This is a genomic window from Streptomyces sp. H39-S7 (assembly GCF_027158205.1).
Taxonomy (GTDB): Bacteria; Actinomycetota; Actinomycetes; order Streptomycetales; family Streptomycetaceae; genus Actinacidiphila.
On the sequence record NZ_JAPVLU010000002.1, the window covers coordinates 1 to 13,816 of the forward strand.

Here is a 13,816-nt window from a genome sequence, read left to right on the forward strand (position 1 = left end):
ACCTGATGGTGGGCGAGCGGGATGGGGCGGGAGGGCCGTTCGACGGGCGGCCGGCGGCTGCCCGTCGGGGTGACGGGGGTGCGCTCGTGGCGGCCGGTCGGCGGCCGGCCGGGGGCGTGCGGCGTGGCGACCGGATGGACGCCCGCGGTGGCGCCGACGGGCTCCAGGGTGGGCTGGGCGCCCCCCTTGGAGGTGCGCTGCGTCACCAGGCCGGGGTGCCCGCCGTACGCCCTGGCCGGGACGGGAGCGAGGTCGGAACCACTCCGGAGCCGGTTCCAGGCAGCCACCAGGAAGTCCTCGGCCCAGGCCATCGCGGGCTCGAACCAGGGCAGCGCGAGCAGCACCAGCAGGCCGGCGGCCCAGCCGAGCAGGACGTCGCTGACCCAGTGCGTACCGAGGTAGATGGTCGTCATGCCGACCCCGAGGGCCAGCAGGGCGGCGGTGACCGAGGCCCACCGGCGCACCCGCGGGGTGGTCGCCAGATATGCCAGAACGCCCCAGGTCACAACCGCGTTGGCGGTGTGTCCCGAGGGAAATATATCGCCGCCGGCGAAGAGTTCGGGCGATCCCACAGCGGTGGCGTAGTGCGGGCCGAGCCTGCCGAGCCCGTACTTCACGGCGCCAACGGTGATGTTCAGCAACAGGAGGGAGGCGCCGAGGGCCAGCATCGGGTGCAGGCTGCGCTGCCGCCAGGCACGCCAGCCCAGCCAGGCCGCGACCATCACGGCCGTCGGGCCGCGCTGTCCCAGGACCACGAAGTAGTCCAGGGCGGCGTGGATCTGGGGCCACTGCTTGTAGGGGCGCCACAGCATGACCTGCCAGTCCAGCGTCACGAGCTTCGAGGAAGTGACGACGCCCACGACGATGGCCACGTAGACCGCAAGCGTCGAGCCGAACAGCCAGAGGCGTGTTCGGCTCATACGCGGAAGGTCGCGTGTGGTCGGGTACTCCGCCGGTCGGTGGAGCTTCTCATCGGTTCGCACCGAATCGACGTTACAGCGTGTGACAGCAGAGCTCGGCCGAACGAGCTGCTTTGTAATGACGATGTGATGTGGAGTGCGTCTCACCCGTTCCATTGCCGGTCACAGAATCAGTGAAAATTTGTGAACTCTGGATTTTATGTTCGGGTGTCGATACTCACATCACAACCGCCTTTTTATCGGCTATTACCCTCAACGATGTGCGTTGTTTCCCGTCCGAATGGCGGGACGCCGCGGTGATCATGCGACCGGGGACGTGCGATAGCGTTTGGGGCCGCTGCGGCGGCAGGTGCGTGACCTGGGCCTTCGGTCCACTTGCTGACACAGCGTCACGATCGAAGCACGCGACAGCCGCCCCACGAACCAGAGGAGCAACACCGTGGTCCGCCCCGGGAGGCAGTCGGCACTCGTCGTCGCCGTCGTGTTCACCGCGGCCGCGGTCGTCCAGCAGGTTCTGCCGGCCATCGGCATCGGCGGCCCGCTGCCCGGGTGGCAGCCCCTCCCGTTCCTTCTGGTGGCCGCTCCCGCGTGGGTGCTGGCCCGCCCCTGGGCGACGGCCGGGCGCAAACCGCCCTACGCCCTGTCCTGGCTCGTGGTCCGGCTGCACCGGGTCCCGTCCTGGGCGCCCCCGGCCGCGGTGCTGGTGGCGGCCGCCGTGGTCTGGGCCGCGCTGCAGGACCAGGAGCCGTATCTCGGGCACGAGGAGGCGGTCTACGCCGACAAGGCGCGGTCCTGGGCGGACGGCACCCCGGACGCGGGCTGGGGCACCTACCGGCCGATCGGTCTGCCCGTACTGGGCCGGATCGCGCTGGCCCTGAGCGACACCGTCGGCGCGGTCCGGGCGGTGGCGCTCGTGCTGGCGCTCTTCACGCTCACCGTCACCTACGTCGTGGCCGCCCGCTGGACCACCCCGCGCCGGGCGGCCGTCGCGGCGCTGCTGGTCCTGGGCGGGCTGGGCTTCCTGCGCCGGCTCCCCGAATTCCTCAACGACATCGGCTCCACCGGCCTGCTGCTGATCGTGGTGTACCTGCTGACGAGGGCGCAGGAGCGACCGTCCTCGCGCGCCCTGCTGTGGGTGCCGCCCTTCGCCCTGGCCGCGTTCTACCTGCGCTACGGCGTCGCCGGGAACCTCGTCGCCATCGCGATCGCCGCCCTCGCCGCCTATGGACCGCGCGCCTGGCTGGCGCAGCGCCGTCGGCTGGCCGTGGCCACGGCCGTCTTCCTCGCCGGCCTGGTGCCGCACTTCGTCTACGCGACGAAGGTCGCCGGCTGGCCGCTGGGGCTGGTCTTCTCCGCGACCTCGCACGCGAACCGCGCCTACGTGGGCGACGGATTCGTCTACTACCTCGGCATCTTCCCGTACCGGCTGGCCGGCGACCTCGGCGCGGTGGTGATGGCGGCCGGGCTCTACGCGGCGGGTGCCGCCCTCCGGCGGCGCCGGAGCACCGGGGCCGAGGGCCGGACGGCCCGCCGGAAGGTGTTCCTCGGGGCGACGGCCGTGCTTGTCATGGTCCTGCTCGGAGTGGCCACCGACGGAGAGCCGCGTTTCATCTACCTGTCGGTGGTGCTGCTCACCATCCTCGGCGTGCAGGCCGTCGCCGAGCTGACCGGCCGCTGGTCCGCACACGTGCTGACCGCCGTGGCGCTGCTCGCCGCCGTCACCGTCCCGGCGACCGCCATGTCGGTGGCGCACGGGGCGATGCCCGCGCCGAACGCGGAGCGCGAGTCGACGATCCCGGTGGCGGAACGACTCGCCTCGGACCGTCCCTGCCTGCTGGTCACCGGATACGAGCCGGAGATGGGCTGGTACTCGGGGTGCGACGCGATCACGTACGCCCAGGCCGCCGAGACCGGTATCGCGGCGGAGGGGGGCTTCCCCGCGGGCACCGAGGTGAGCCTCGTCCTCTTCCGGCACGGCCGGCTGCAGCCCGGCGCCGCCGCGCTGCGCGAACTCATCGGCGGCCGCTCCGTCACCACCCGCACCATCCGCACCACCGGATCGCTGGGCACCGCCACCGTCATCACCCTGCGCTGACCCGCTCCCGCCCAGGCCCCCCAGGGCCTCGTGCCACCGCCGCCCCGGCCGCCCCCGGAGCGGGACATTCCGTCAAGGTGAGGTGGCCCACATGACCAGACCTCCACCTGGCGTACTCTGTCGTCTCACTCGCCTTCACCGCCGGTCAACCGGAATGGTGCAGCGACGTCCAGTTCCGAGGTAGTGAGAGCACCCCGCTGGGAGGTACGTAGATGACTGGGACGACAACGGTCGGCTCGGTGAGGCCGGCAGCCGTCCCACCGCATCAGCGTCCGGCCGGGCGCTGGACCGTCCTGGTGGTGCTGTGCGTGAGCCTGCTGCTCGTCGCGCTCGACGCGACCGTGCTGCACGTCGCGGTCCCCGCGCTCAGCGAGGACCTGCACCCCGGCGCGATACAGCTGCTGTGGATCGTCGACGCCTATCCGCTCGTCGCCGCCTCCCTGCTGATCCTCTTCGGCACCCTCGGCGACCGCGTCGGACGCCGCCGGATCCTGCTGATCGGCTACGGGCTCTTCGGTGTCGCCTCGGCCCTCGCCGCGTTCGCCACCGGCGCGCACGTCCTGATCGCCGCACGGGCGCTGCTCGGGGTCGGCGGCGCCATGATCATGCCGGCGACGCTGTCGATCCTGCGCCAGGTCTTCCCCGACCGCCGCGAGCGCGCGGTCGCCATCGGCGTGTGGAGCGCGGTCGCCGCGGTCGGCGCCGCGATCGGGCCGGTGCTCGGCGGCTTCCTCGTCGAGCACTTCTGGTGGGGATCGGTCTTCCTCATCAACATCCCGCTGATGGTCGTGATCCTGCCGTTCGCGCGCTGGCTGCTTCCGGAGTCCAAGGGCGAGGGCTGCGGCCCGTGGGACGTGCTCGGCGCCCTCATGGCGGCCTTCGGCGTCCTCGGCGTGGTCCTCGGGGTCAAGCGCTTCGGCGGCGGGGCGAGCCCGCTCGACCCCGGGGCGCTCGGTCCCCTCGTGGTCGGCGCGGTCCTGATGGTGCTCTTCGTGCGCCGGCAGAAGCGCCGCGAACACCCGCTCATAGACATCGGCATGTTCTCCCGCCCGACGTTCAGCACCTCCGTCGGCTGCATCGTCCTGGCCATGCTCGCGCTCGTCGGCCTCGAACTGATCGCCGTGCAGTACCTGCAACTGGTACTCGGCCTCAGCCCCTTCGCGACCGGGCTCCGGCTGCTTCCGCTGACCTTCGCCGCGATGGCGGCCGGACTGTGCGGCTCGCGCCTGCTGCACCGGTTCGGGCCACGCGCCATGGTCGGCATCGGCTTCGTGCTCACCGCCGTCGCCGTCCTGTCGCTGACCCTGATGGGGCAGACCGACCGGCCGATGCTGCTCACGGGCGCTTTCGTGCTGCTCGGATTCGGCCTGGAGACCACGATCTTCGGGGCGTACGAATCCATGCTCAGCGAGGCCCCCGCCGCTCAGGCGGGCGGCGCCGCGGCCATCGGCGAGACCTCCTACCAACTCGGCGCGGGCATGGGTATCGCGCTGCTCGGCAGCGTGATGAACGCCGCGTACGGTCCCGGCATGGCGCACGTCCCCGGAGTGCCGTCCGCCGACCGCGCCGCCGCCGGGAACTCGCTCGGGGAGGCGTACGACGTCTCCGGCCGGCTCGGCGGCCCGACGGGCGCCGCGCTGCGGCAGGCCGCCCGGCACTCCTTCGTGAACGGGCTGCACATCACCCTCGTCGTCAGCGCGGGACTGCTCCTGCTGGGCGCGCTCGCCGCGCTCCGGCTGCCGCGCGTGATGGACTGCGGCGCCCTCCTGGCGAAAGCGGAGGGAGCCGGGGTGCCCGCCGACGGGCGCCGCCCGCCCCTCACCGAGCACCCGGACCACCACCTGGTGCCCGCACAGCACCACGCCCCCGACGCCGAACGACTGGTGTCCGCGAGTGAACAGCAGGCGGGTCTTTACGTGGCGGGTGCACGCACGTAGCGTCGTCCCCGACCTTTGTAGATCACCCTTCGGAGCTCACCCAGGAGACCGCCATGTCCGGGAGCGCGCTGCCGCCGTTCGACCCGTACGACCCGCTCGGGATCGACGATCTGCTCAGTGACGAGGACCGCGCGGTGCGCGAGACCGTCAGGAACTGGGCCGCGGACCGCGTCCTGCCGTACGTGGCCGACTGGTACGAGGCCGGCGAGCTGCCCGTCATCCGGGAACTCGCCCGCGAACTCGGCGCGATCGGCGCGCTGGGCATGTCCCTCACCGGCTACGGCTGCGCGGGCGCCAGCGCCGTCCAGTACGGCCTGGCCTGCCTGGAACTGGAGGCGGCCGACTCCGGGATCCGCTCGCTCGTCTCCGTGCAGGGATCGCTGGCGATGTACGCCATCCACCGCTTCGGCTCCGAGGAGCAGCGCCAGGAGTGGCTGCCGAGGATGGCCTCCGGCGAGGTCATCGGCTGCTTCGGTCTCACCGAGCCCGACCACGGCTCCGACCCGGCCGGGATGCGGACCCACGCCAAGCGCGACGGTACGGACTGGGTGCTCAACGGCCGCAAGATGTGGATCACCAACGGCTCGGTGGCCGGGGTCGCGGTGGTCTGGGCCCGCACCGACGACGCCCCCGACAATCCAGGCTTTCGTGGCTTCGTCGTCCCCACCGACGCCCCCGGCTTCTCGGCGCCGGAGATCAAGCACAAGTGGAGCCTGCGCGCCTCGGTCACCAGCGAACTCGTCCTGGACGACGTGCGGCTGCCCGCCGACGCCGTGCTCCCCGAGGGGGCCGGGCTCAAGGGCCCGCTCAGCTGTCTGAGCCACGCGCGCTACGGCATCGTCTGGGGCGCGATGGGCGCGGCCCGCAGCAGCTTCGAGTCGGCCCGCGAGTACGCCAAGACCCGCGAGCAGTTCGGCCGGCCCATCGGCGGCTTCCAGCTCACCCAGGCCAAACTCGCCGACATGGCCGTCGAGCTGCACAAGGGCATCCTGCTCGCCCACCACCTCGGCACGCGGATGGACGCCGGGCGGCTGCGCCCGGAGCAGGTCAGCTTCGGCAAGCTCAACAACGTGCGCGAGGCGATCGAGATCTGCCGCACCTCGCGCACCATCCTCGGGGCCAACGGCATCTCGCTGGAGTACCCGGTGATGCGGCACGCGACCAACCTGGAGTCCGTGCTCACCTACGAGGGCACCGTGGAGATGCACCAGCTGGTCCTGGGCAAGGCGCTCACCGGACTCGACGCCTTCCGCTGAGCCTGCCCGGCTCAGCGGAAGGGCGCCCCCGTTCTAACGTGGCGGGTGGGCGTCAGGGGTGGTGAACGTGTAGCCCGCCGAGATCAGCCGTGGCAGGTAGCTCTTCAGCGCGGTCACCGTCTGCGAGCGGTCGCCGCCGCTGCCGGGCTCGGGATTGTCGTCGCCGCCCTCGGTGCCGTCGTGGTGGAGCACGATGGCACCGGTGGCGGCACCGGCGACGACCCGGTCGGCGATGGTGGCGGAGCCGGGGTTGGCCCAGTCCGCCGGGTCCACCGACCAGGAGATCGGGCGCAGCCCGAGGTCGGCGCAGACGGCCAGGGAGGCGTCCGCGAAGTCGCCGTAGGGGGCACGGAACAGCACCGGCGCCCGCCCGCCGACCTTGGCGACGGCGTCCTGGGTGCGCTGCATCTGGTCGCGCACCTCCGCCGCGGACAGGTCGCTGAGGTGGGGGTGGGACCAGCTGTGGTTTCCCACCACGTGTCCCTCCGCGACGATGCGGCGCACGACGTCCGGGTACAGCCCGACGTTGTCGCCGCACACGAAGAACGTCGCATGGACGCCGTGGCCGCGCAGGACGTCCAGCACCTGCGGTGTGTACTGCGGACTGGGGCCGTCGTCGAAGGTGAGGGCCATCACCAGGGGACCGGCGTCGATCGTGGTCTCAGGCGTGGGGACCCGCCGGGCCCGCGCGGCCGCCGGCGCCGCCCCCGCGGCACCGAAACCGAGCAGCGCTGTGGCGCTCACGGAAAGGAAGCGGCGGCGGGGCAGCGAACAGGGCGTCTTTGGCATGGGGCCAGTCTGCGCGGGCGACTGCCCGGCTCGATGACGGACGCGCCGGTGTGGTCACGGTGCCGGAAAAGACTCACGCCAAGGCTCCGGCCGCCGGATGCAGCTTCACCGCAGGGCCGCCTGGGGGCCGTCCGAGGATGACCAAGGACGACTACCAACGACCGTTGACGACGGCTCCCAGGCTGCTCACAGCGTTGTCCATACCGTGCTTCCGTGGTGCTGAGCGTGGTTGATCAGTTCTGGTTGAAAAAGCCGTCCGCGCCGCGCTTGGACTCGGCGTTGAGGACCATGTAGTCGGCGGGGGTCAGCAGGAAGACACGAGTGGCGATGCGCTCGATCGAGCCGCGAAGCCCGAAGGTGAGGCCGGCCGCGAAGTCGACGACGCGCTTCGCGTCGGTCGACTCCATACCCGTGAGGTTGACGATCACCGGGACACCCTTGCGGAAGAGTTCACCGATGCCGCGGGCGTCCCGGAAACCGTCCGGGGTCACCGTGGCGATCTGGCGGCCCTGTTCCTCGGCCGTCTCACTCGCCACCTGGACCCTGGGGTCGGTCACCCAGGTGTCGCCGCGCTCGGATCCCTCGCCGTAGTCGGCGTACTCCTCGTCGTAGTAGCTTTCGTCGCCGTTGTCGTCGACGAGGCCCAGCCAGGCACTCGCTCGTCGAACCGAACCCATGGACGCCTCCTTTCACACACGGTCGATATCGCCCGTACCCCTATGGTCGTCCATGATGCCGATGATGCGCCAAGCGGATAGCCGCCACCCCGGGGACTTGTGACGGTACTGGTGCACAAGATAGGTGTCGGGAAGTCAGGGAGCCATAGGCGTACGGAAGGTGACGAAGTGATGGGAGCGCTCCCCTCTTCCGGGTGACGGGCCGCGGCCGGACGGCGGTACGCCGGTCATGAGATCGTTCCATCGATAGCATGTCGGGCCGATCGTACGATGAAGTCGCTGGGGGAGCGTTGTTCGGAATTATCAGGCCGTGTCGCCACCGGATGTCGGAGGGACTCGCCACTTCTTGGATGGCGCACCTGTGCGGGCTGTGCCTCGCGTTGCGCGACGACCACGGGCAGCTGGCCCGGATGGCCACCAACTACGACGGTCTGATCATTTCGGCGCTGGTCGAGGCCCAGGTCCCGGGCGCGGAGGCGTCGGCGAAGTGGCGGCGGACCGCCGGGCCCTGTCCGTTGCGCGGCATGCGCACCGCGCCGGTGGCGACGGGCGAGGGCGCACGGCTGGCCGCCGCCGTCTCGCTCGTGCTCGCGTCGGCGAAGATGCGCGACCACATCGACGACCGGGACGGCGCCATGGCGCGGCGGCCGGTGGCGGCGGCGGCGCGGACCGTCGCCCGGCGCTGGGACCGGGCCGGGGCGCGGACCGGCGGCGGGCTCGGGTTCGACACGGCGGTCCTGGTGGACGCGGTGGACCGGCAGGGCGGGATCGAGGCGCTGGCCAGGACGGGCACTCCGCTGCTGACCGTCACCGAGCCGACCGAAACGGCGACCGCGGCGGCCTTCGGCTACACGGCGGTCCTCGCCGGACGGCCGGGGAACCGCGTGCCGTTGGAGGAGGCCGGCCGGCTCTTCGGCCGGCTGGCGCACCTGCTGGACGCGGTCGAGGACCAGACGGCCGACGCCGCGTCGGGCGCGTGGAACCCGCTGACGGCGACGGGCACCGGCCGCGACGAGGCGCGGCGGCTGTGCGACGACGCGGTCCACGGGGTGCGGCTCGCGCTGAAGGACGCCGAGTTCACCGACGGCCGGCTCGTGCACCTGCTGCTCGCCCATGAGCTGCGGCGCTCGGTGGACCGCGCCTTCGGCGGCTCGTGCGCGCACGCGAGCGGGAATCCGTACGGTCCCGGGCAGAGCCCGTACGCGCCCGGCGGGCCGGGCTTCCCGCCCAACAACTTCCCGCCGCCCGAGCCGCCGCGCCGACGGGGGCTGATCGCCGGGTGCGCGGTGTGGAGCGGTCTCTGCTGCACCTGCCAACTGTGCTGCCGGGACCACTACGAGGATCCGTGGAACGGCAGCCGACGCGAGGGCTGGTGCTCGAACTGCGACTGCGACTGCTGCGATTCCTGCGATTGCTGTGATGGGTGCGACTGCTGCGATTGCGGTTGTGACTGCGGGTGTTGAGCGTGTCGAAGAGGTAGGAGGAGCAGGGGGCTGCGGGTCCTTCTCGAACTCGAAAGGTGCGTACGAGGGAGGGAGAGAAGGCGGTGCGCGTACGTGAAGGAAGACCGGGCTGACGGGGGAGCTGCGGAAGAGCCGCGGGCGGCTCGAGGTGGGGCGGCCGCGGCGGCGCGATGTGCGCGGGGCGGGGGCGGAGCCAGGACCGGCCGAGCGGGCCCTACGAGGTCAGCGACAACACGAGGCCGACCACACCCGACCGAAGTCGATGTGGTCGCGGGTCACCAACTGACAGCTGCGCATGCGGCCAGTGGAACAGCAGCCGTCCCCATCCGTCAACCAGGCTGAGACGCGGTGCCCACCAGTTGGACACCCTTGACAGTGGGTGACGCTGGGGGATTAGCCTCGGGCAAGGTCGTGACGGCCCGGCCGCGTTGAGGGACGCGGCGTGCGTGAAGGCAACTCCCGTGCTCCTTCTGTGTGTCCACGGAGTCTCCCGCATGTCAGAAATCCCTCCGAGCCATCGGCCCATCCGCCCGCTGCACCTGGCCTTCGCGGTCGACGGCGGAGCTCAGCACCGGGAACGGTACGAAGTCCCCTACTACGTCGAACTCGCCCGGCTCGCCGAGCGGGGCGCACTGGACTTCGTCACGCTCGACGACTCCCCGCCGCCGGCCGGCGGCAGTGCCGGACGGTTCGACGCGCTCGCCGTCCTCACCCAGGTCGCCCCCGCCACCGACCGGATCGGTCTGGTGGCGGCCGTCACCGCCCCGCACCCCGGGCCGGTCCCCGTCCCGGCGGGGATCGTGCTCCTCGACCGGGTCAGCCGCGGCCGGGCCGGCTGGACGCCGCTGGTCCCGGACCCCGGGACGGCCGCTGCGACCACCCCGCCGCGGGACGGCCCCGAGAACGCCGCCGGGCTCCATGACGTCACGTCAGCCGGACCCGAACCGTCGGAGGGGCGGCCGGTGATCGCGGTCGACGCGACGCTGGAGGGGCCGCGCGAGACGGCCGCGCGGCACGCGGACGTGGCGTACGTACGGGTCGGCGGCCCGCACTCCGAGCGGATGGCGTACGAGGCCCGCACCGACCTGCGCCGCCGGGCGGCGGCCTACGGCCGGGACCCGGACCGGCTCACGGTGCTGGCCTCGCTCGCCGTCGAACTGTTCGACCCGGCCGACGCCGTGGTCCTCGCCGACCTGTTCGGCGACTGGCGCCGCGACGGGATCATCGACGGCTTCCACGTACGGCCCGCCGATCCGCGGCGGGATCTGGCCCGACTGGTGAACGCGACCGTGCCCGTGCTCCAGCAGCGCGGACTGTTCCGCCGCTTCCAGCCCGGCACGACGCTGCGCGAACACCTCGGTCTCGACCAGCCGGTGAGCCGTGCGGTGAGCCGGCCGGCCGGCCGGGCGGAGGGCCGTTCGGTGGGGTGACCGCGCTCGGCGATCCGGACGGGTCAATTCCGGCCACCACCCCACTCCCCAGGCCGGAGAGCAGCCGCCGACCGGAGTACGGGGGGCACGACGCCGCGCGAGCAGCCCGGCCTGCGGCAGCCGCTATGGAAGGTTGATGACCATGAGTACCGAGACTGAGCAGGACTGGAAGAACTGGCGCGAGCGGCGCGCCGAGTCGGTCGCCGCACCGTACGGGCCACTGGCCCTGACCGGCACGTATTGGCTCGCCGACGCCGAGGACGGGAGGATCCCCGGGCTGCCGGGGGAATGGCGGGAGCAGGACGGCTCGGTGGTCCACCAGAACGACGGGGTCCTGGGGCGGCTGGAACCCGAGGGCGAGCCGGTGCTGTTCGGCGAGAAGCGGATCGTGGCGATCGACCGCGAGGGGCTGCTGGCCGTCCGGATCTGGGACCCGGCCGCGGAGGCGCGGCGTGGGTTCGCGGGGATCGACGCGTTCGACTACGACGAGCGCTGGGTGCTGTCCGCGGTCTTCCGCCCGTACCCCGAGGGCCGCGCCGTGCTGGTGCCGCACGCCGACGGCCGGGAGCGCGGCCTGGGGGTCAGCGGCGAACTGACGTTCACCGTGGACGGCACGGAGCATTCGCTCGCCGTCGCGGTCGAGCAGGACGGCACGCTCTGGGGCGTCATCGCCGACGCGACCAGCGGAAGGAGCAGCTATCGCTTCCGTTTCCTGCGCACCCACGCGCCCGCCGCGGACGGCCGCGTGGTGCTGGACTTCAACCGGACGCTGCTCCCGCCGTGCGCCTTCGCCGACGCGTTCGTGTGCCCGTTCCCGCCGCCCGGCAACACGCTGCCGTTCGCGCTCGAAGCGGGCGAGAGCCGCGTCCTCACCCGCTGAGCCGCACGGCGGCCGAACCGTTGTCAGTCCGGGTGTGCTCCGGCGGTCCGCCGGGTCCGCGGGGCGCCTTCGCGTCGGACCGGCGCGGCCGAAAGGCGCCCTTGTGTGTTCCGCGCGGGCTCTGAATACTCCCGTCCAGTGCTTGTCAGGGTCACGTCGAGTTCGTTAATCGGTGTCGACGCCGACAGGCCGAGCTGACCTCCACCCCCCACAGGAGGAACAAATGAAAATCACCCGACGCGCCGGCCTGATCGCTGTGACGTCCGGCCTGGTGGCCGTCACCGCGCTCACCCTGCCCGCCGCCAACGCCGCCCCCACGGCCACGGCATCACCGGAGACCGCCGCCGCGGTCGCCACTTCGCTCGGCGCGACCGCCACCGCGGGCAGTTACTACGACGCGGCGTCGAAGAGCACCGTCGTCAACGTCACCTCGGCCGGTGCGGCCGACGCCGTACGGGCCGCCGGGGCGACGCCCCGGACCGTCCGATTCAGCTCGGCAGTGCTCAACAAGGCCGGCGAGGCCGCCAAGTCCGCCGACATCGCGGGCACGGCATGGTCCGTCGACCCGCTGACCAACAAGCTCGACGTGAGCGTCGACAGCCGGGTCACCGCCGCCCAGCTGGCCCAGCTCACCCGGGCCACCGCGAGCTACGGCGACGCCGTGACCATCCACCGCGTGGCCGGAAAGTTCAGCAAGCTGCTCTCCGGCGGCGACGCCGTCTACACCAGCTCGTGGCGCTGCTCGGTCGGCTTCAACGTCCGCAGCGGCAGCACGTACTACTTCCTCACCGCGGGGCACTGCACCGAGGGCTCCCCGGCCTGGACCACATCCGGCGGCACCTCCATCGGCCCGACCACCGGTACCAGCTTCCCGAACAACGACTACGGGATCGTCCGTTACACCAACACCTCGATCGCGCACGCCGGCGCCGTCGGCAGCCAGGACATCGCCAGCGCGGGCAACGCCTACGTCGGTGAGCCCGTCAAGCGCCGCGGCTCCACCACCGGCATCCACAGCGGCTCGGTGACCGGGCTCAACGCCACCGTCAACTACGGCGGCGGCGACGTCGTCTACGGCATGATCAAGACCAACGTCTGCGCCGAGCCGGGCGACAGCGGCGGTTCCCTCTACAACGGCTCCATCGCGGTCGGCCTCACCTCGGGCGGCAGCGGAAACTGCTCCTCCGGCGGGACGACGTACTTCCAGCCGGTCACCGAAGCGCTCAGCGCCTACGGAGTCAGCGTCTACTGACGCGGTCGAACCGACCCTGGCAACGGCCTGCAGCGACAGGACGGAGCCCCCGCCGACCTGCCGGCGGGGGCTCTGCCGTGTCCGGGAACCGTCGGCACATGCGGTCAGTAGCTGTCCGCGACGCCTGGCAGACTGACCGCATGTTGGAGACCTCGGCGCGGCTGCTGCGTCTGCTCTCGCTCCTCCAGTCCCGGCGGGACTGGACCGGCCCCGACCTCGCGGAACGCCTGGACGTCACCGCCCGGACGGTGCGCCGCGACGTCGACCGGCTGCGGACCCTCGGCTACCCGGTGCACGCCGCGCCCGGCACGGCCGGCGGCTACCGGCTCGGCGCCGGCGCCGCGCTGCCGCCGCTGCTCCTGGACGACGAGGAGGCCGTCGCCGTCGCGCTGTGTCTGCGCACCGGCGTGGGCGGCACCGTCGCCGGGATCGAGGAGGTCTCCGTCCGGGCGCTGTCCAAGCTGGAGCAGGTGCTCCCGTCGCGTCTGCGGCACCGGGTCCAGGCGATGCAGGCGATCACCGTCCACACGCCGCTGCCCGGCCGGGCGACCGTCGACCAGGACGTGCTGACCGTCATCGGCGCGGCCTGCCGTGACCGCGAACGGCTGCGCTTCGACTACAGCGACCACAGCGGGACCTCCAGCCGCCGCACGGTCGAGCCGTACCGCCTGGTCAACCACGGGCGCCGCTGGTACCTGCTCGCCTGGGACACCAGCCGTGAGGACTGGCGGATCTTCCGCGTCGACCGGATCGACCCCAAGTCCCCCAGCGGGCCGCGCTTCACCCCGCGCGAGCCGCCGGAGGACGCGGCGGCGTACGTCGCCAAGGGCGTCACCACCCGGGCCTACCGCCACCAGGCGCGGATCACCCTCCACATGTCGGCCGGGGAGGTCGCCGACTTCGGCTGGACGGGCTTCGGCACGATCGAGGCGATCGACGACAGCACCTGCGAACTGCGGACGGGCGCCGAGTCCCTCGAAGCCCTCGCTGTCTTCATCGCCATGCTCGGCGCCGAGTTCGAGGTGCACGAGCCGGCCGAGCTCGCCGACCGGCTGCGGGCGGTGGCCGCCCGGATGCTGCGCGCCGCGGACCGGACGCCCCGGAACTGACGGATGCC

Annotated in this window: 11 protein-coding genes; 8 read left to right on the forward strand and 3 right to left on the reverse strand. The window is 72.2% G+C overall.

The window, feature by feature from the left end; translation table 11 throughout:
• On the reverse strand, positions 1-983 hold a 983-nt coding region (locus O3X23_RS01790), incomplete at its 3' end, for a phosphatase PAP2 family protein (RefSeq protein WP_443047672.1).
• Positions 984-1,359: 376 nt separating this feature from the next.
• On the opposite strand from O3X23_RS01790, the gene O3X23_RS01795 reads away from it, so the two are divergent.
• The 3 genes from O3X23_RS01795 to O3X23_RS01805 all read left to right on the forward strand — a co-directional run bounded on the left by O3X23_RS01795 (position 1,360) and on the right by O3X23_RS01805 (position 6,208).
• Positions 1,360-3,015, forward strand: coding sequence for a glycosyltransferase family 39 protein (locus tag O3X23_RS01795; RefSeq protein WP_269269239.1), 1,656 nt, complete (start codon positions 1,360-1,362; stop codon positions 3,013-3,015).
• 212 nt (positions 3,016-3,227) lie between these two features.
• Positions 3,228-4,952, forward strand: coding sequence for an MFS transporter (locus O3X23_RS01800; protein WP_269269240.1), 1,725 nt, complete (start codon positions 3,228-3,230; stop codon positions 4,950-4,952).
• Positions 4,953-5,005: 53 nt separating this feature from the next.
• The gene (locus tag O3X23_RS01805; RefSeq protein ID WP_269269241.1) at positions 5,006-6,208 is read left to right on the forward strand and encodes an acyl-CoA dehydrogenase family protein; all 1,203 of its coding nucleotides are present in this window, start codon (positions 5,006-5,008) and stop codon (positions 6,206-6,208) included.
• 33 nt (positions 6,209-6,241) lie between these two features.
• Here O3X23_RS01805 and O3X23_RS01810 read toward each other — a convergent pair whose 3' ends face one another.
• Together O3X23_RS01810 and O3X23_RS01815 are read right to left on the reverse strand one after the other, a co-directional pair.
• Positions 6,242-6,997, reverse strand: coding sequence for a polysaccharide deacetylase family protein (locus O3X23_RS01810; RefSeq protein WP_269269242.1), 756 nt, complete (start codon positions 6,995-6,997; stop codon positions 6,242-6,244).
• Positions 6,998-7,230: 233 nt separating this feature from the next.
• Complete coding sequence (locus O3X23_RS01815; protein ID WP_269269243.1) at positions 7,231-7,674, reverse strand: cell division protein SepF; 444 nt, start codon at positions 7,672-7,674, stop codon at positions 7,231-7,233.
• A gap of 290 nt (positions 7,675-7,964) precedes the next feature.
• Between O3X23_RS01815 and O3X23_RS01820 the strand changes: the two genes are divergently transcribed.
• The 5 genes from O3X23_RS01820 to O3X23_RS01840 all read left to right on the forward strand — a co-directional run bounded on the left by O3X23_RS01820 (position 7,965) and on the right by O3X23_RS01840 (position 13,808).
• Positions 7,965-9,137, forward strand: coding sequence for a DUF5685 family protein (locus O3X23_RS01820; protein ID WP_269269244.1), 1,173 nt, complete (start codon positions 7,965-7,967; stop codon positions 9,135-9,137).
• 494 nt (positions 9,138-9,631) lie between these two features.
• Positions 9,632-10,567 (forward strand): LLM class flavin-dependent oxidoreductase, encoded by a 936-nt coding sequence (locus O3X23_RS01825; RefSeq protein WP_269269245.1) that lies wholly within the window; start codon positions 9,632-9,634, stop codon positions 10,565-10,567.
• A 142-nt stretch (positions 10,568-10,709) separates the two neighbouring features.
• Entirely contained in the window at positions 10,710-11,447 is a 738-nt protein-coding gene (locus O3X23_RS01830; protein ID WP_269269246.1) for a DUF1684 domain-containing protein, read from the forward strand.
• 223 nt (positions 11,448-11,670) lie between these two features.
• Positions 11,671-12,699 carry a S1 family peptidase gene (locus O3X23_RS01835; RefSeq protein ID WP_269269247.1) on the forward strand — a complete coding sequence of 343 codons (1,029 nt, stop codon included), beginning with the start codon at positions 11,671-11,673 and terminating at the stop codon, positions 12,697-12,699.
• A gap of 140 nt (positions 12,700-12,839) precedes the next feature.
• Positions 12,840-13,808 (forward strand): helix-turn-helix transcriptional regulator, encoded by a 969-nt coding sequence (locus O3X23_RS01840; RefSeq protein WP_269269248.1) that lies wholly within the window; start codon positions 12,840-12,842, stop codon positions 13,806-13,808.
• Positions 13,809-13,816 lie beyond the last annotated feature (8 nt).